A 16,594-nucleotide genomic window follows, 5' to 3' on the forward strand; every position below is an offset into this window, starting at 1 on the left:
AAAAGCTCCTAATCATCCTCGCGGGGCTGGGACTACGAAATCGAGACTTTGTCTATCGATTTCTGTCCCACCGCCATTTTTATTTACGTAACTTCAATGAATACCAAGAAGCAAACCAGAAGATAGTCGCAGGTTACTCAAAACCTAGTTTTAAGGCTAACATGGTTTGAAGAGATTTTTGAAGACTATTACAAGATAAGGGTTGGTCCGTAGAGACTCAACTTGGTCTTGACTTGGTCAAAGTGAAAGCGGTCATAGGCTCTCCAAGCGGCGCGAGTAGGAGCGTCTGGATTGAGAGCACTGAGGCCCAGGAGAAGACTGGAAGTTTGGTAAAATTTTTCCAGCTCAATCAAGAATCGATTATCCACTGTCTCAGCTTTAGAGAGAAAGCAGAGGATATTGTCCAGTTGCTCCTGAAAGCGGACATCGTCAGCTGTTGCTTGTTTGCAGACTTGGTAAGCTTTGTTTAACTCAGTTATCAGTGTCTGAGCTCTTTTGATTGGATTTGTATCCGTCATGAGAATTCCTCCTTTGTGATGGTTTTAAAGTTATTTTAAGCCTTTGTCTTTCTAATCATAGCCTATCACTTTTTACTCTTTTTTTACTTTCAAATCTTTAATTGTCATTGAAATTTCCTGAATGGTAATAGCGAAATTTTATGATAAAATAGTTGTAAGGTTATCATAGTTATTTCAAAAAAACTTCGACTCTTTAGGAATTTTTAAGAACCGTTTAGGATTTGGTGAAAAATAGTTTCTAGACTTATGGTATCCTCTTTTTAGGAGGTGTTATCCATGAACTATATCATCGTTCAAAAAGAGAAAGAAATTTTCAAATTAAACATAAAGGATATCTACTATATCCAAACGCATCCAAGGAAAGCCCATACCGTGCAGATTGTTACAGAAGACGCTAGCTTTGATCTGTTTCAAAATTTAAGCAAGCTTGAAAAACAATATGGGGAAACTTTAACGAGATGTCATCGAAATTGTCTGGTCAACCTTGAACGAGTAAAATCCATGGAACTCCAATCGAAGATTCTTTTTCTTGGAGAAGAAGATCGATATGCTGTTCAGTATTCCAGACGTCGTTATAGAGAAATTCGCCAAAAATGGTTGAGACAAGGAGAGTAAGAAGATGAGAATATTTGTTTTAGAAGATGATTTTTCCCAACAAGCAAGAATTGAAACGACGATTGAAAAACTTTTGAAAAAACAGAGTATCATTCCCAGTTCTTTTGAGGTCTTTGGAAAGCCAGACCAATTGCTGGCAGAGGTGCATGAGAAGGGGGCGCATCAGCTTTTCTTTTTGGACATTGAGATTCGAAATGAAGAGATGAAGGGACTAGAAGTAGCTAGAAAGATTCGGGATCGGGACCCCTATGCCCTGATCGTCTTTGTGACAACTCACTCGGAGTTTATGCCCCTGTCCTTTCGCTACCAAGTGTCAGCTTTGGACTACATTGATAAGGCCTTATCGGCAGAGGAGTTTGAATCTCAGATCGAGACAGTCCTCCTCTATGCCAATAGTCAAGACAGTAAAAGTCTAGCAGAAGATTGCTTTTACTTTAAATCAAAATTTGCCCAATTTCAGTATCCTTTTAAAGAGGTCTACTATCTCGAAACGTCCCCAAGACCCCATCGTGTTATTCTCTATACCAAGACAGACAGGTTAGAATTTACGGCGAGTTTAGAGGAGGTTCTCAAGCAGGAGCCTCGTCTCTTGCAGTGCCATCGCTCTTTTCTAGTCAATCCAACTAATGTAGTTCGTTTGGATAAGAAAGAAAAACTCCTTTTCTTTCCCAATGGCGGAAGCTGTCTGATCGCACGTTATAAGGTCAGGGAGGTGTCTGAGGCTATTAATAACTTACATTGAGCTAGGAGAGTTTATGAATATTGCTTGGATATTGTTGTATACACTTGTTACTCATGGGCTAGAAATTGTCATTTTCTTTAAGGTGGATGGAATTGGTATCACTTTTGAGAGGATTTTTAAGGCCTTTCTTTTTAAGATACTGTTGGCCTTTGTTTTTTTAATGATTGATTATATGGTAGGAGATAGTTACCTATTTTATTTTATGGAACCCTTGTACGGCATAGGCTTATCTTTCTTATTTTTAAGAGGACTTCCTAAAAAACTCCTCCTCTTTTATGGTCTCTTCCCAATGATATTAGTGAATCTCTTTCATAGAGGTATTTCTTATTTTGTGCTTCCGTTTTTAGACCAAGGGCAAATAGATGACAATTACTCATTTGCTTGGTTATGTATAATAATTTTCAATTTCTTCATTTCCCTAGTCTTTTTGAAATGGTTGGACTATGATTTCACTAACTTGAAAAAAGATATTTTCGATAAAGGTTTTCAAAAGTCCCTGACTAAGATTAACTGGATAATGGGAGCCTACTATTTGGTGATACAAACTCTGTCTTACTTTGAATATGAACAAGGTATTCAATCAAAGACTGTGCGCCATCTCATCCTAGTGTTTTACTTGCTCTTTTTTATGGGGGTTATCAAGAAATTGGATACCTATTTGAAGGACAAACTCCATGAGAGACTGAACCAAGAGCAGGACTTGCGTTACAGAGATATGGAGCGGTATAGTCGGCATATAGAGGAGCTTTACAAGGAAGTACGGAGCTTTCGTCATGATTATACCAACCTCTTGACCAGCTTACGTCTGGGCATTGAAGAGGAGGATATGGAGCAGATAAAAGAGGTCTACGACTCCGTCTTAAAGGACTCTAGCCAAAAATTGCAGGACAATAAATATGACCTTGGCAGATTGGTGAATATTCGTGACCGTGCCCTTAAAAGTCTCCTAGCAGGCAAATTTCTAAAAGCTAGAGAAAAGGAAATTGTCTTTAATGTCGAAGTTCCTGAGGAGATTCAAGTCGAGAGTATGAGTCTGCTTGATTTTCTGACTATTGTGTCTATCCTTTGTGACAATGCCATTGAAGCTAGTGCAGAGGCTAGTCAACCTCATGTCTCAATCGCCTTTATAAAAAATGGCGCACAGGAGACCTTTATCATTGAAAACTCCATCAAAGAAGAGGGTATAGATGTTTCTGAAATCTTCTCTTTTGGAGTTAGTTCTAAAGGGGAGGACCGAGGTGTTGGTCTCTATACCGTCATGAAGATTGTGGAAAGTTATCCCAATGCCAGTCTCAATACCACCTGTCAAGATCAAGTCTTTCGTCAGGTTTTGGCGGTTCATTTGCTGTCAAGTTCTGATTAGAGAATGTGTGAACAAGAGAACCGTGGCATTTTAGGTTGAAAAACACTGCAACGATTTATCCTTATCCAACCTGACTTTTTATAATATTCGAGGAAAAACAAATGAACCAGAAATTTTATTTTATAGCTTGTTCTGTACTGATCATCCTATCCAATCTTCTCATGTTTTCTCTAGTCAACGAAGGAGAAGGTACAGGAGCTAATCTGATTATAATTGTTTCAACCTGTGTCTTGCTACCAGCCTTTTTACATGCAGTTGAAAATCAGCAGACATCATTGGTTAGGGCAGAATCCTTGATCCTCATTCAGATGGCAGTGATATCCTTAGTCCGTCTCATCAGCCGAATAGAGAGGACACCTGAAATCTTACATACAGGCGTCACCCTTCTAGTTTTAGCAAGCTGGGTAGCCTTTATCGTCCTAGCTATCATGAGAATGTATCAGAAAAAAGGGAAGTAAGGATGAGAGCATTTTGATTGGTTATGGTTTATTAGGGCAAGCATATTTTTCGTGCTTGCTTTTTTTCTACAATTTAGGAGGTTTCGATGACCATTCATGATTTGGGGAAATTAAGGTCAAAAGGAGTGCTATACTAAGAGTGTAAAGGTTCTTGCTCAACAAATATTTATGAGGAAATCTTATGAAGAAAAAAATACTTGTCATTTTCATCTTGTATCTAATCATGTCTCCTCTTGGGGATAGTAATTGGTATCATTTATTTTATACAATAGCCTATCTGATTGCAGTTATAATCTATTTTGCTTTAATGAAAAAGAAAGGAGCAAAGAAATGAAAACTATTCTTGCTAAAAAACGGAACATCTTCCTTGCGAGATTGTTCCTAGGTCAGTTACCTGTACTGATCTCTACTTATTTATTTCTCTCTCGTCAGTTTTTGCATTTTTCCTTAGTTTTTCAATTGCTTTTAGTGGTTGTTAACTTGGCTTCTATTTTGGTGATTGTTTACCTCACTAGAGAAATGAGAGTGAGAAAGTTTGAAGATGATGAGTTGGTTAATCCTAGAACCAATCAACTCATGTTCATCGGATTGACAGGTTTTATGTCTATTATCGGTTTGTATAGAGGTATAACGGCGGCAGAATCCTATCAACAACTGATTGGTTATATTGCTTCTGTTCTCTGCTTAATCATCATGCTGCTGCTCATTTGGGGCTTGAAGTATTATAAAAAGTAAGCTCACAAAAAGAACTTACAGGCAGTGTTTTCAGACTACGGGATTTTTCAAGAGGGGTTCTTGCAATTTAAGAGTTTTTGATGACCATTTAAGATTTGGATGCAAAACCTAAAAAAGCAGTGCCATACTAAAAGTGTAAAAGTTACAAGGATACCAATGCTAAACTGAAATAAAGGAGTGATTCTTATGGCGAAAAAAATAATTACGATTGTCATCTTGTATGTAATCATGCAAACTTGTCTTTATCCGCTTAGGGGAAATGAGTGGTATTATGTAATGGATGCACTAGCATACTTTGCTTCGGTTTATATCTTCGTTCAGTTCAATAAAAAATGGAGAAAAAGCCACTTTAAATCTTGAACATAGAAGTTTTATAGGTCTGGAATAGATCATCAAAATAAGATGGATGATTTTAAAATAATATCTGCTAAGTATTATCTGTAAAATGCAAAATTCTTGAATCCTTATTTTGATGATTCTAAATAGGAGAGAGGTTGTGTTTATGGCCATTTTTAATAAATGTCATGCTGTGTTTGTTGGATTTTTAGCCTTTATAATAGTTACTACAGTAGGCTATACCATCAATCAAGGAGATTTTTTTCAAAACGAGTACCTATTTATTATCGCAAAGACTTTCTGGATTTCACTGAGTGTTGCCTATGCGAAATGGTTTGATATGGTTTCGCTAAGAAGGTTAACGAAGAAAGAAATTCTACTTTTTATTGGAAGCTTTCTTATTTGTGTGCTGGTAAATATAGGTTATTATAGTTTTTTTACAGTCTCTTCTGGTGCTGGATATCAACACCTTGAGGCTACTAGTACAGGAATTTCCTTATCCTTTATTGCAAGCGTGACAGTTTTTGGGCCTATTCTGGAGGAATTTGTTTTCAGAGGTATCCTTCAAGGTGCGGTTTTTGAAAATTCTTGGTTGGGGCTTGTACTGACTGCCTCTCTCTTCTCTTTCCTGCATGCACCTTATGATTTTCCTTCGTTTTTCTATTATCTATTTGGAGGTTTGGTGCTGGGCTTTGCTTATAAAAAGAGTCAAAATCTATCGGTGCCTATTTTAGTCCATATTTGTTACAATTGTTTATCATTCTTCTAGTAGTTTTCAGTAGTTAAATTTACAAAGGAATGTAGAGGATGATCAGTTAGCGTCATAGTGACTAGGGAACTGACCTGATAGATGTGAAATCAATAGATGGAGGAATCAGATGAAAAAGTATGTCGAATTGTTAGATTTATTTGCCCGAGTTGTAATAATATTGCTTTCTCTTGTTCTTTGTATAAGAGTACTCATGATTTCAACAGAGCTCTGGAGAAATGTCCTTGTACTGGTAAGTACCCCTGTTACGATCTATAGTCTGGTAAAACATAGACCAGGCAAGAAGAACATAAAAACCCTGTGAGAGTCCTAAAATAAAGATGCAAGCAAAATATAAAAATCAAATAGTAGAAGTTTGGGAAATTGGTAAAGATACTCCTAAACCAGGTTGGGTAGAAGACGCCTTGCAAAAGAATTACATAGTATGGCTAGACAATCATGTCCGAATTTTAATGGCAGGACTTCAGTCTTCTCTTGCAACCAATCTCAAAATTGGCCTAGTCGGAACGGCAGGAGGAGGTTTTGCTGGTTATAGTATGTATGTCCTTGGCTATCCAGGAGATTATCTTGACCTCACAAATCATAGAGTGGTATCTGCCACAACTTTTCATCGAGACTATCAAGTATTATAAAATGATTAGGTAGAAAAAAGATGATGGTCTATCATTTTGTAAAGAATTGACTGCCTAGATGATGAAAAATATAAAGTTTTTAACAGCAACAAAAGTACACAAGGGTAGATGTATTGGCTTATCAAAGTCATGGTGTTAGCTACCGAGACTGAATGCTGGAGGATTAAATGATAATTGGTGGCAACTACGATAGCAAAGCTATGAGGGAGTTTCTATGAAAAAATATTCTATTCTTTTCAAAACGAGTGCAGTCCTTTCCCATTTATTTTTGTTTTTCGGGTTGTCTTGGACAACCCAATTTTGGAGAAATTATTGGGAGTTCTCGTCTTGGGTAGGAAATCTTATCTGGATTCGAAACATCATCAGTCTTCTCTTTATAGGCCTGATGGTTTGGATTTTGATCAGGTCGGGCCATGCTTATCTCTTTCGTATCCCTAGGAAAAAGTGGTTGAGTTATTCTGTTCTGACGATGTTAGCAGCTGTCGTTCTTATAAGCTTTAACTATCTGACAGCTAAACATGTTCAGGGGACAAACGAAGGTTGGAATTTGTTTATTGCCTATAGTGAGACCAATTTTGCAGAGTTCGGAGTTTACCTAACCTTAATAGTACTAGGACCTCTGATGGAAGAATTGGTATGTAGGGGACTGCTTCAACATGCCTTCTTTAAGAATTCAAGATGGGGACTGGATATTCTATTTCCGTCGGTTTTGTTCGCCTTACCCCATTTTTCAAGTTTTCCTAGTCTACTAGACCTTCTGGTTTATACAGCAGTTGGATGTGTATTTGGTGGTTTGACACGCTATACAAAGACTATCTATCCTTCTTACACGATTCATATTGTTAATAATATCATCGCAAACTTACCATTTTTGCTCACTTTTTTACATAGGGTCTTGGGGTAAAACACAAAAGGCTTGCTTTTCAGCCATACAGGAGGTCATCATGTATAAACACTTATTTTTCCTAGATTCAAAAACCTTAGACTGGTTGACACCCTATATTCTAGATTTGGCTTCTGACACCATTGCCTTCAATGTTTTTATGCTAACCTTTGTATCTGTGGTGGTCTTTTATTTCCTAAATCCCATGCTATCTTTAATGGCTATCTTCTTAGGGGCTGGTTATGTGGTCGGATTTTGGTTACTCAAATGGTTTGTTTTGGAAAGACTAGAGCTAAAGGATGACGCGTAGGAAGTCTGTTTGGTGGGGAGGATAATTTTATGGAGTTTTTTGATAAATTTCATGCCTTGTGTTTTGGATTTTTAGTACTAATAATCGTCATTACAGTTCCTTATACGATTAACCATGGGGATTTTTTTCAAAATGAATCTGCATTGATTATTGTAAGTTTTCTAGTAACCTCGCTGAGTGTTGCTTATGCTAGAAAGTTTGAAATGATTTCTTTTGGGATGTTAAGCAAGAAACAACTTTTGCTTTTCATTGCAATCTTTCTTCTAAGTGTGCTTGAGACGCTAGTTTATATTCATTTCTTCGCTGTTTCTTCTGGCGCAGGAGTTCAACACTTGGAGGAAGTCAGCAGAGGAATTTCTCTGTCTTTGATTTTGACTACCTCAGTTTTTGGACCCATCCAGGAGGAACTCATTTTCAGGGGACTTCTTCAGGGGGCTATATTTGAAAATTCTTGGTTAGGGCTTGTGCTAACTTCCTCTCTCTTTTCTTTCATGCATGGACCTTCTAATGTCCCTTCGTTTATTTTTTATCTACTTGGAGGCTTGTTACTGGGCTTTGCTTATAAAAAGAGCCAAAATCTATGGGTTTCTACTCTAGTCCATATGTTTTACAACAGTTTGCCACTCTTATATTATTTATAAAAATCATGAAAGGTAAGTAGGAGATTGTGCTTGCCTTTTTCTTTTAACAAGATTGGATAAAGGGCTTTTATTTGAGAATCAGGTCGGGACTGGTTGACGAATAGCCTAAAAACTAGTAGAATAGTAAGGAAACTTTATACGGAGGAAAGAAATGGACTTGGGTGATATTGAGCTAACGCTGACCCCTATACCTGGGAAAAGCGGAAAAGCTTATATGGGAAGCTACCCTGATGGGAAGCGCGTCTTTATTAAAATGAACACCTCTCCAATCCTACCTGGTTTAGCCAAGGAACAAATCGCTCCTCAATTATTATGGACTCGCCGTTTATCGGATGGGCGTGATATGTGTGCCCAAGAATGGTTGAATGGTAAAATTTTGACCCCTTATGATATGAATCGCAAGCAGATTATCAATATTTTGAGCCGCTTGCATCGTTCGCGTCCTTTGATGACGCAATTGACTCGTTTGGGCTATTCTTTAGAAACACCTTTTGACTTGCTTCAGGCTTGGTTAAAAGATGCTCCAGAATCCTTGAAGAACAATCAATATCTAAGAATGGTAGTAGAGGATTTGCGAGGAAGTTTGCCAAACTTTAGGGAAGATTATGCAACGATCGTTCATGGCGATGTACGACATAGTAATTGGATTGAGACAGAGAGCGGTCTTGTTTATTTAGTGGATTGGGATTCCGTTCGTTTAACGGATCGCATGTTTGATGTAGCGCATATGCTATGTCACTATATTCCAGACTATCAGTGGAAAGAGTGGTTGACTTATTACGGTTACAAATATAACCAAACAGTCATCAACAAACTATTTTGGTATGCTCAGTTATCCTTCTTGAGCCAGATTGCCAAATATTATACAAATGAAGATCTAGAAAATGTCAATCGGGAGATTTATGCTTTGCGTATCTTCCGTGACAAGTATGGAAAGAAGAGATGAGAGTTAGAAATCGTAAAGGGGCAACAGAATTACTAGAGGCTAATCCTCAGTATGTTGTCTTAAATCCTTTAGAAGCCAAAGGGAAATGGCGAGATTTATTTGGAAATGACAATCCTATCCATGTTGAGGTTGGTAGTGGTAAGGGTGCTTTTGTGACAGGTATGGCCAAGCAAAACCCTAATATCAACTATATCGGGATTGATATTCAAAAGTCTGTTTTGAGCTATGCCTTGGACAAGGTCTTGGAAGTTGCTGTACCCAATATCAAGTTGTTGTGGGTTGATGGTTCAGATTTGACCGACTACTTTGAAGATGGTGAGATTGATCGTTTGTACCTGAACTTTTCAGATCCGTGGCCTAAAAAACGCCATGAAAAGCGTCGTCTAACCTATAAGAGTTTCTTGGATACCTTCAAGCGTATCTTGCCTGAACACGGTGAGATTCATTTCAAGACAGATAACCGTGGCTTGTTTGAATATAGCCTAGTGAGTTTTTCTCAATATGGCATGAAGCTCAATGGCGTTTGGTTGGACTTGCATGCCAGTGACTTTGAAGGAAATGTCATGACAGAATATGAGCAAAAATTCTCAAGTAAGGGTCAAGTTATCTACCGAGTTGAGGCAGAATTTTAAGAAAAAGCTTAAAATCAAGCCTTCTGAGTGCTTATACTTTACATAAGTAGTCAAAAGTGCTATACTGTAAGTAAGAATATGAGAAAGTGAGGCGGGGAAATATCTTCGCCTCTTGCTTATGAGGAGGTGGACGCAATCGCAACTATCGTAGAATTAGTCAGAGAAGTCGTAGAACCTGTCATTGAAGCTCCCTTTGAACTCGTTGATATCGAGTACGGAAAGATTGGCAGTGACATGATTCTTAGTATTTTTGTAGATAAACCAGAGGGAATTACCTTGAACGACACAGCGGACTTGACAGAGATTATCAGTCCTGTCCTAGATACTATCAAGCCAGATCCCTTCCCAGAACAATATTTCCTAGAAATCACCAGTCCAGGCTTGGAGCGTCCTTTGAAAACCAAGGAAGCAGTCGCTGGAGCGGTTGGGAAATACATCCATGTTGGACTTTACCAAGCCATCGATAAGCAAAAGGTCTTTGAAGGAACCTTGCTAGCCTTTGAAGAGGATGAGTTGACTATGGAATATATGGACAAGACACGTAAGAAAACGGTCCAAATCCCATACAGCTTGGTGTCAAAAGCACGTTTAGCAGTAAAATTATAGTAAAAGAAAGGAAGCTTTTGAAGATTCAAAAGTGAATAGAAGATGAGTAAAGAAATGCTAGAGGCCTTCCGCATTTTGGAAGAAGACAAGGGAATCAAAAAAGAAGACATCATTGATGCAGTGGTGGAATCACTTCGTTCAGCCTATCGCAGACGCTATGGTCAATCAGACAGTGTAGCCATTGATTTCAACGAAAAAACAGGGGACTTTACAGTTTATACTGTCCGTGAAGTTGTTGATGAAGTATTTGATAGCCGTTTGGAAATCAGCTTAAAAGATGCTCTTGCCATTAACTCAGCTTACGAGCTTGGGGACAAGATTAAATTTGAAGAAGCACCAGGTGAGTTTGGTCGTGTAGCAGCTCAATCTGCCAAACAAACCATCATGGAAAAAATGCGCAAGCAAACACGTGCCATTACCTACAATACTTACAAAGAGCATGAGCAAGAAATCATGTCTGGTACAGTGGAGCGTTTTGACAATCGCTTTATCTATGTCAATCTTGGTAGCATTGAAGCCCAATTGTCAAAACAAGACCAAATCCCTGGAGAAGTTTTTGCTTCTCATGATCGTATCGAAGTTTATGTCTACAAGGTTGAAGACAATCCTCGTGGTGTGAACGTATTTGTGAGCCGTAGCCATCCAGAAATGATTAAACGTTTGATGGAACAAGAAATTCCTGAGGTCTATGACGGAACTGTTGAAATCATGAGTGTTGCTCGTGAAGCAGGTGACCGTACTAAGGTTGCTGTTCGTAGCCACAATCCAAACGTGGATGCGATCGGGACAATCGTCGGACGTGGTGGTGCTAACATCAAGAAAATCACTAGCAAATTCCACCCAGCTCGCTACGATGCTAAGAGCGATCGTATGGTTCCAATCGAAGAAAACATCGACGTTATCGAATGGGTAGCCGATCCAGCTGAATTTATCTACAACGCTATCGCTCCTGCTGAAGTTGACCAAGTTATCTTTGATGAAAACGACAGCAAGCGTGCCTTGGTCGTTGTGCCAGATAACAAGCTTTCTCTTGCGATCGGTCGCCGTGGACAAAACGTTCGTTTGGCAGCTCATTTGACAGGATATCGTATCGATATCAAGTCTGCAAGTGAGTTTGAAGCCATGGAAGCAGCAGAAGAAGCTGACCAGGTAGAAATAGACGAATTGGTCGAAGAATAAGAGCTGATTAGAGGAGGGAAGGATGAAAACTAGAAAAATCCCTTTGCGCAAGTCTGTTGTGTCTAATGAAGTGATTGATAAACGCGATTTACTCCGTATTGTCAAGAACAAAGAAGGACAGGTCTTTATCGACCCGACAGGCAAGGCTAATGGTCGTGGCGCTTATATCAAGCTAGACAATGCAGAAGCCTTAGAGGCTAAAAAGAAAAAAGTCTTTAACCGTAGCTTTAGTATGGAAGTTGAAGAAAGCTTTTATGACGAGTTGATTGCCTATGTTGATCACAAAGTGAAAAGAAGAGAGTTAGGACTTGAATAAACAAAAAATTGCCAATCTCTTGGGACTTGCTCAAAGAGCAGGGAAAATCATCTCGGGTGAAGAGATGGTCGTTAAGGCTATCCAAGACCAGAAAGTAAAGCTGGTATTTCTCGCCCATGATGCTGCTCCCAACCTGACCAAGAAGATTCAGGATAAAAGTCATTATTATCAAGTAGAAGTTATTACCGTGTTTTCAACACTGGAATTAAGCATAGCAGTCGGAAAATCAAGAAAAGTTTTGGCTGTGACAGATGCTGGATTTACAAAGAAAATGAGGTCTCTTATGGAATAGAAGAGGAGGACATGATTTGTCTAAGAAAAGATTGTACGAAATCGCAAAAGAACTTGGAAAAGAAAGTAAAGAAGTTGTGGCGCGTGCAAAAGAGTTGGGCTTGGATGTAAAAAGCCACTCATCAAGTGTGGAGGAAGCAGCTGCTTCAAAAATCGTAGCAAGTTTTAAACCTGCTCCTGCTCCAAAGGTAGAATCGAAACCTGTGGCTCCAAAGCCAGTTGTCACTAAGGAAGAGGCAAAACCAGCAGCAACTGTTGCCCCTAAAGAAGAAAAAGTGGCACCAGCAAAACCACAGAGTCGAAACTTTAAGGCTGAGCGTGAAGCACGTGCAAAAGAGCAGGCTGAACGACGCAAGCAAAATAAGGGTAATAACCGTGACCATCAACAAAATGGGAATCGTCAAAAAAATGATAACCGTAATGGTGGTAAACAAGGTCAAGGCAATCGTGACAACCGTCGATTCAATGATCAAGGTAAAAAACAACAAGGTCAACAAAATCGCGGGAATGATCGCCGCCAGCAAGAGGACAGACGTCCAAATCAAGCAGGCCCACGCATTGACTTTAAAGCCCGTGCAGCTGCTCTAAAGGCAGAGCAAAATGCAGAATATGCTCGTTCAAGTGAGGAACGCTTCAAGCAGTCTCAAGCTGCCAAAGAAGCCTTGGCTCAAGCAAACAAACGCAAGGAACCTGAGGAAATCTTTGAAGAAGCTGCTAAGTTAGCTGAACAAGCGCAGCCAGTTCAACCAGTGGTTGAAGTAGCTCCTGCAGCTAAAGAACCTGTAGTGGATACACGTCGTAAGAAACAAGCTCGACCAGACAAAGATCGTGATGATTACGATCACGAAGAAGATGGTCCTAGAAAACAACAAAAGAATCGAAGTAGTCAAAATCAAGTGAGAAATCAAAGAAATAGTAACTGGAACAATAACAAAAAGAATAAAAAAGGCAATAAGCAAAACAACCGTAATCAGGCACCAAAACCTGTTACAGAGCGTAAGTTCCATGAATTGCCAACAGAATTTGAATATACAGATGGTATGACCGTTGCGGAAATCGCAAAACGTATCAAACGCGAACCAGCTGAGATTGTTAAGAAACTCTTCATGATGGGTGTGATGGCGACACAAAACCAGTCCTTGGACGGTGAAACAATCGAACTCCTCATGGTAGATTACGGTATTGAAGCTAAACAAAAGGTTGAAGTGGACAATGCTGATATCGAACGTTTCTTTGCTGAAGAGGGTTATCTCAATGAAGATGAACTCGTAGAACGTCCACCAGTTGTAACGATCATGGGACACGTTGACCATGGTAAAACAACCCTTTTGGATACCCTTCGTAATTCTCGTGTTGCTACGGGAGAAGCCGGTGGTATCACTCAGCATATCGGTGCTTATCAGATTGAAGAAAATGGTAAGAAGATTACCTTCCTTGATACACCAGGACACGCGGCCTTTACTTCTATGCGTGCGCGTGGTGCTTCTGTTACCGATATTACCATCTTGGTCGTAGCGGCAGATGACGGGGTAATGCCTCAGACTATCGAAGCCATCAACCACTCAAAAGCGGCTAATGTTCCAATCATCGTAGCTATCAACAAAATCGATAAACCAGGTGCCAACCCAGAACGTGTGATCGGTGAATTGGCTGAACATGGTGTTATGTCAACAGCTTGGGGTGGAGATTCTGAGTTCGTAGAAATCTCAGCCAAGTTCAACCAAAATATCGATGAACTCTTGGAAACTGTTCTACTTGTGGCTGAAATTCAAGAGCTCAAAGCTGATCCAACAGTTCGTGCCATCGGTACTGTTATCGAAGCTCGTTTGGATAAAGGAAAAGGTGCGGTCGCAACCCTTCTTGTTCAACAAGGTACTTTGAATGTCCAAGATCCAATCGTTGTCGGAAATACTTTCGGACGTGTCCGTGCTATGACCAACGACCTTGGACGTCGTGTGAAGGTTGCAGGCCCATCAACACCAGTATCAATCACTGGTTTGAATGAAGCGCCAATGGCAGGTGACCACTTTGCTGTTTACGAAGATGAAAAATCTGCGCGTGCAGCTGGTGAAGAGCGTGCAAAACGTGCTCTTATGAAGCAACGTCAAGCTACTCAACGTGTCAGCCTTGAAAACCTCTTTGATACCCTTAAAGCTGGAGAACTTAAGTCTGTTAACGTCATCATCAAGGCAGACGTACAAGGTTCTGTTGAAGCTCTCTCTGCATCACTTCAAAAGATTGATGTGGAAGGTGTTAAAGTAACTATTGTTCACTCAGCAGTAGGTGCTATCAATGAATCTGATGTGACACTTGCCGAAGCTTCAAATGCCTTTATCGTTGGTTTCAACGTGCGTCCTACACCACAAGCTCGTCAACAAGCAGAAGCTGACGATGTAGAAATCCGTCTCCACAGCATCATCTACAAGGTTATCGAAGAGATGGAAGAAGCCATGAAAGGGATGCTTGACCCAGAATTTAAAGAAAAAGTTATCGGTGAAGCGATCATTCGCGAAACCTTCAAGGTATCTAAAGTGGGAACAATCGGTGGATTTATGGTTACCAGCGGTAAAGTTACTCGCGACTCTAAAGTCCGTGTCATCCGTGATGGTGTCGTTATTTACGATGGTGCCCTAGCTAGCTTGAAACACTATAAAGATGACGTCAAAGAAGTTACAAACGGCCGTGAAGGTGGTCTCATGATTGACGGCTACAATGATATCAAGATGGATGATGTGATTGAAGCCTACATCATGGAAGAAATCAAGAGATAATAGAGAAACGATAGCCGATTTGACTCGTCGTCAACAACGCCTTGATGAACCCTTAGTTCTATCTATGGCTTGTTTCCTAGATTCAAATGGCTCTAGTTCCTCTATCTACTAGACAAAGCTAGGTCTGCTGGCCTAGCTTTTAACTCATTAAAAAGAAAGGAAGAATTATGGCAAATCATTTCCGTACGGACCGTGTGGGCATGGAAATCAAGCGCGAAGTCAATGAGATTTTGCAAAAGAAAGTCCGTGATCCGCGTGTCCAAGGTGTGACTATCACTGATGTTCAGATGCTAGGTGATTTATCTATGGCTAAGGTTTACTACACTATTTTGAGTAATCTTGCCTCAGATAATCAGAAAGCTCAAGTCGGGCTTGAAAAAGCAACTGGCACCATCAAACGTGAACTTGGTCGCAATTTGAAATTGTACAAAATTCCGGACTTAACTTTCGTCAAAGACGAATCCATCGAATATGGAAACAAGATTGACGAGATGCTACGCAATCTGGATAAACATTAAGCAGAAAGAGGGGAAACCCTCTTTTTTGTGTGTCTATAAGTAGGTCATTGTCTAGTCAGATTAGATGAGTAGAAATCAAGAAAATAAATCTTGAAAATATCATTTATTCCATAAATATGATAAGATAAAGCTTGATACGAATGAAAAACGGAGATAGAGATGGCTAAAGAAGATGTGGCGATGCAAGTGTTGCAACAGGTAGTAAAACTTCCTGTCGTCAAAGTGAACCGGTCAAAATTTTTAATGGATAAATTCTCTAAGAAAGTGGCTTCAAAGGATATTCCTAGATTATTGGAAGAAGGGCCGACAGCTTTATTACCTCAGGAAACCTTAGATCAAGTGGCCAATGCCTGTATTAAAGATAATGTTTTACTGGCAAGTGGGACATCTGTTTTGGCAGGTTTGCCTGGAGGTATTGCCATGGCAGTTACCATTCCGACAGATGTGGCCCAGTTTTACGCATTTTCATTGAAATTAGCGCAAGAATTAGGTTATATCTATGGATACGATGATCTCTGGGCTTCGCGAAATGAGCTGAGCGAAGAAGCTAAAAATACCCTCTTGCTCTATCTGGGAGTGATGTTGGGAGTAAATGGTGCGGGCGCTCTACTTCGTTCTGGTGGGGTTACAGTTGCTAAGCAAGTGATGAAAATTGTGAACAAAAAGGCTTTGACAAAGACTCTTTGGTATCCAATTTTGGAAAAAGTTCTGAAAATCTTTGGAGTGAATCTGACCAAGGGAGGATTGGTTAAGGGGATGGGAAAAGTTATTCCTATCTTAGGTGGAGTCCTATCAGGTGGCTTAACCTTTGCGACTATGAAACCCATGGGAGAAAGATTGCAAAAAGAATTGTCCAAATTGATTAACTACGATGAAGCACAATATCAAAGAGATGTTGCCACTATCCAAAAAGAGGTTAAAATCATCGAAGGAGAATGACATGGGTATCATAAAAGTATTGGCCAAAACCTATGGCAATTATCTTCTTACAAGGCAAGCATTAAAAGTTGCAGAAACCATAAAAAAAGATGAAAACACAGTCGTTAGTTTGGCGAAATTAGTTCTTGTAGATAAGCTTATGGATACAGCTACTTGGTTGATGAAGCCGGAGGATAAAGAATGAAATCTTTTTGGAGGTTCTTTACTCTTCTTTTTATAACACCAATTGTTGGTCTGATAAAAATTCTCTGGTTTTTAGTCTCTTTCGCCTTCCAATTACTGTTCTATAAGATTCTTTTCAAGATCATAGACTGGTTTTTCAAACTTCTCTGATGATCATGGTAAGGATAAGACTTTGGGATATTTACTAGGAAGAGTCTATATAATTAGAAAT

General features: G+C 39.5%; 21 protein-coding genes. 20 read left to right on the forward strand and 1 reads right to left on the reverse strand.

Annotation, left to right across the window (positions count from 1 at the left end):
• Window positions 1-188: 188 nt before the first annotated feature.
• On the reverse strand, window positions 189-518 hold the full coding sequence (locus ADH81_RS05190) for a hypothetical protein (RefSeq protein ID WP_049508259.1): 330 nt from the start codon (window positions 516-518) through the stop codon (window positions 189-191).
• 276 nt (window positions 519-794) lie between these two features.
• Here ADH81_RS05190 and ADH81_RS05195 point away from each other — a divergent pair, with 276 nt between their 5' ends.
• The 20 genes from ADH81_RS05195 (at window position 795) to ADH81_RS05300 (ending at window position 16,384) form a co-directional block, all read left to right on the forward strand.
• Window positions 795-1,133, forward strand: coding sequence for a LytTR family DNA-binding domain-containing protein (locus ADH81_RS05195; protein WP_049508257.1), 339 nt, complete (start codon window positions 795-797; stop codon window positions 1,131-1,133).
• A gap of 4 nt (window positions 1,134-1,137) precedes the next feature.
• Window positions 1,138-1,875: a response regulator transcription factor gene (locus ADH81_RS05200; RefSeq protein WP_049527002.1), complete on the forward strand. Its 738-nt coding sequence runs from the start codon at window positions 1,138-1,140 to the stop codon at window positions 1,873-1,875.
• Window positions 1,876-1,888: 13 nt separating this feature from the next.
• Window positions 1,889-3,238, forward strand: a complete 1,350-nt coding sequence (locus ADH81_RS05205; RefSeq protein WP_049508526.1) for a sensor histidine kinase — start codon at window positions 1,889-1,891, stop codon at window positions 3,236-3,238.
• A gap of 101 nt (window positions 3,239-3,339) precedes the next feature.
• Window positions 3,340-3,696 (forward strand): hypothetical protein, encoded by a 357-nt coding sequence (locus ADH81_RS05210; protein ID WP_049527003.1) that lies wholly within the window; start codon window positions 3,340-3,342, stop codon window positions 3,694-3,696.
• Between the two features lie 330 nt (window positions 3,697-4,026).
• On the forward strand, window positions 4,027-4,431 hold the full coding sequence (locus tag ADH81_RS05220) for a hypothetical protein (protein ID WP_049527006.1): 405 nt from the start codon (window positions 4,027-4,029) through the stop codon (window positions 4,429-4,431).
• Between the two features lie 502 nt (window positions 4,432-4,933).
• A complete protein-coding gene (locus tag ADH81_RS05225) occupies window positions 4,934-5,536 on the forward strand; it encodes a CPBP family intramembrane glutamic endopeptidase (RefSeq protein ID WP_049527008.1) in 603 nt (200 codons plus the stop codon).
• A 320-nt stretch (window positions 5,537-5,856) separates the two neighbouring features.
• The gene (locus ADH81_RS05235) at window positions 5,857-6,168 is read left to right on the forward strand and encodes a hypothetical protein (RefSeq protein ID WP_049527010.1); all 312 of its coding nucleotides are present in this window, start codon (window positions 5,857-5,859) and stop codon (window positions 6,166-6,168) included.
• Window positions 6,169-6,382: 214 nt separating this feature from the next.
• A complete protein-coding gene (locus ADH81_RS05240) occupies window positions 6,383-7,072 on the forward strand; it encodes a CPBP family intramembrane glutamic endopeptidase (protein WP_049527012.1) in 690 nt (229 codons plus the stop codon).
• A 40-nt stretch (window positions 7,073-7,112) separates the two neighbouring features.
• On the forward strand, window positions 7,113-7,361 hold the full coding sequence (blpZ, locus tag ADH81_RS05245; protein WP_049527014.1) for an immunity protein BlpZ: 249 nt from the start codon (window positions 7,113-7,115) through the stop codon (window positions 7,359-7,361).
• A 29-nt stretch (window positions 7,362-7,390) separates the two neighbouring features.
• Window positions 7,391-8,002, forward strand: a complete 612-nt coding sequence (locus tag ADH81_RS05250; RefSeq protein WP_049527016.1) for a CPBP family intramembrane glutamic endopeptidase — start codon at window positions 7,391-7,393, stop codon at window positions 8,000-8,002.
• A 151-nt stretch (window positions 8,003-8,153) separates the two neighbouring features.
• Complete coding sequence (gene ccrZ, locus ADH81_RS05255; protein ID WP_000362994.1) at window positions 8,154-8,948, forward strand: cell cycle regulator CcrZ; 795 nt, start codon at window positions 8,154-8,156, stop codon at window positions 8,946-8,948.
• Window positions 8,945-9,580 carry a tRNA (guanosine(46)-N7)-methyltransferase TrmB gene (trmB, locus tag ADH81_RS05260; RefSeq protein ID WP_001266101.1) on the forward strand — a complete coding sequence of 212 codons (636 nt, stop codon included), beginning with the start codon at window positions 8,945-8,947 and terminating at the stop codon, window positions 9,578-9,580. Before ccrZ ends, trmB begins: the two co-directional genes overlap by 4 nt.
• Before the next feature lie 126 nt (window positions 9,581-9,706).
• Window positions 9,707-10,186 carry a ribosome maturation factor RimP gene (gene rimP / locus ADH81_RS05265; RefSeq protein WP_000338687.1) on the forward strand — a complete coding sequence of 160 codons (480 nt, stop codon included), beginning with the start codon at window positions 9,707-9,709 and terminating at the stop codon, window positions 10,184-10,186.
• A gap of 42 nt (window positions 10,187-10,228) precedes the next feature.
• Window positions 10,229-11,365, forward strand: coding sequence for a transcription termination factor NusA (nusA, locus tag ADH81_RS05270; RefSeq protein ID WP_049527017.1), 1,137 nt, complete (start codon window positions 10,229-10,231; stop codon window positions 11,363-11,365).
• Window positions 11,366-11,387: 22 nt separating this feature from the next.
• The gene (gene rnpM, locus ADH81_RS05275; protein WP_000857562.1) at window positions 11,388-11,681 is read left to right on the forward strand and encodes an RNase P modulator RnpM; all 294 of its coding nucleotides are present in this window, start codon (window positions 11,388-11,390) and stop codon (window positions 11,679-11,681) included.
• Window positions 11,674-11,973 (forward strand): YlxQ-related RNA-binding protein, encoded by a 300-nt coding sequence (locus ADH81_RS05280; protein WP_049504276.1) that lies wholly within the window; start codon window positions 11,674-11,676, stop codon window positions 11,971-11,973. The genes rnpM and ADH81_RS05280 overlap by 8 nt, the downstream gene beginning before the upstream one ends.
• 16 nt (window positions 11,974-11,989) lie before the next feature.
• Window positions 11,990-14,743, forward strand: a complete 2,754-nt coding sequence (infB, locus tag ADH81_RS05285; protein WP_049527019.1) for a translation initiation factor IF-2 — start codon at window positions 11,990-11,992, stop codon at window positions 14,741-14,743.
• Window positions 14,744-14,910: 167 nt separating this feature from the next.
• Window positions 14,911-15,261, forward strand: coding sequence for a 30S ribosome-binding factor RbfA (gene rbfA, locus ADH81_RS05290; RefSeq protein WP_049527021.1), 351 nt, complete (start codon window positions 14,911-14,913; stop codon window positions 15,259-15,261).
• Between the two features lie 159 nt (window positions 15,262-15,420).
• Window positions 15,421-16,200 (forward strand): hypothetical protein, encoded by a 780-nt coding sequence (locus tag ADH81_RS05295; protein WP_049527023.1) that lies wholly within the window; start codon window positions 15,421-15,423, stop codon window positions 16,198-16,200.
• A gap of 1 nt (window position 16,201) precedes the next feature.
• Entirely contained in the window at window positions 16,202-16,384 is a 183-nt protein-coding gene (locus ADH81_RS05300; protein ID WP_049527025.1) for a hypothetical protein, read from the forward strand.
• The last annotated feature ends 210 nt before the right edge of the window (window positions 16,385-16,594 follow it).

Origin of the sequence: Streptococcus pseudopneumoniae (genome assembly GCF_001072925.1) — a bacterium.
GTDB classification, from domain to species: Bacteria; Bacillota; Bacilli; order Lactobacillales; family Streptococcaceae; genus Streptococcus; species Streptococcus pseudopneumoniae_Q.

Bases quoted from the DNA above. Each gene is read 5' to 3' on its own strand.
- ADH81_RS05235 (WP_049527010.1), top strand. From the start codon at position 5,857: ATGCAAGCAAAATATAAAAATCAAATAGTAGAAGTTTGGGAAATTGGT.
- ADH81_RS05200 (WP_049527002.1), top strand. From the start codon at position 1,138: ATGAGAATATTTGTTTTAGAAGATGATTTTTCCCAACAAGCAAGAATT.
- ccrZ (WP_000362994.1), top strand. From the start codon at position 8,154: ATGGACTTGGGTGATATTGAGCTAACGCTGACCCCTATACCTGGGAAA.
- ADH81_RS05220 (WP_049527006.1), top strand. From the start codon at position 4,027: ATGAAAACTATTCTTGCTAAAAAACGGAACATCTTCCTTGCGAGATTG.
- rbfA (WP_049527021.1), top strand. From the start codon at position 14,911: ATGGCAAATCATTTCCGTACGGACCGTGTGGGCATGGAAATCAAGCGC.
- ADH81_RS05210 (WP_049527003.1), top strand. From the start codon at position 3,340: ATGAACCAGAAATTTTATTTTATAGCTTGTTCTGTACTGATCATCCTA.
- ADH81_RS05195 (WP_049508257.1), top strand. From the start codon at position 795: ATGAACTATATCATCGTTCAAAAAGAGAAAGAAATTTTCAAATTAAAC.
- nusA (WP_049527017.1), top strand. From the start codon at position 10,229: ATGAGTAAAGAAATGCTAGAGGCCTTCCGCATTTTGGAAGAAGACAAG.
- ADH81_RS05190 (WP_049508259.1), bottom strand. From the start codon at position 518: ATGACGGATACAAATCCAATCAAAAGAGCTCAGACACTGATAACTGAG.
- blpZ (WP_049527014.1), top strand. From the start codon at position 7,113: ATGTATAAACACTTATTTTTCCTAGATTCAAAAACCTTAGACTGGTTG.
- ADH81_RS05300 (WP_049527025.1), top strand. From the start codon at position 16,202: ATGGGTATCATAAAAGTATTGGCCAAAACCTATGGCAATTATCTTCTT.
- ADH81_RS05225 (WP_049527008.1), top strand. From the start codon at position 4,934: ATGGCCATTTTTAATAAATGTCATGCTGTGTTTGTTGGATTTTTAGCC.
- ADH81_RS05240 (WP_049527012.1), top strand. From the start codon at position 6,383: ATGAAAAAATATTCTATTCTTTTCAAAACGAGTGCAGTCCTTTCCCAT.
- ADH81_RS05295 (WP_049527023.1), top strand. From the start codon at position 15,421: ATGGCTAAAGAAGATGTGGCGATGCAAGTGTTGCAACAGGTAGTAAAA.
- rnpM (WP_000857562.1), top strand. From the start codon at position 11,388: ATGAAAACTAGAAAAATCCCTTTGCGCAAGTCTGTTGTGTCTAATGAA.
- ADH81_RS05205 (WP_049508526.1), top strand. From the start codon at position 1,889: ATGAATATTGCTTGGATATTGTTGTATACACTTGTTACTCATGGGCTA.
- trmB (WP_001266101.1), top strand. From the start codon at position 8,945: ATGAGAGTTAGAAATCGTAAAGGGGCAACAGAATTACTAGAGGCTAAT.
- ADH81_RS05250 (WP_049527016.1), top strand. From the start codon at position 7,391: ATGGAGTTTTTTGATAAATTTCATGCCTTGTGTTTTGGATTTTTAGTA.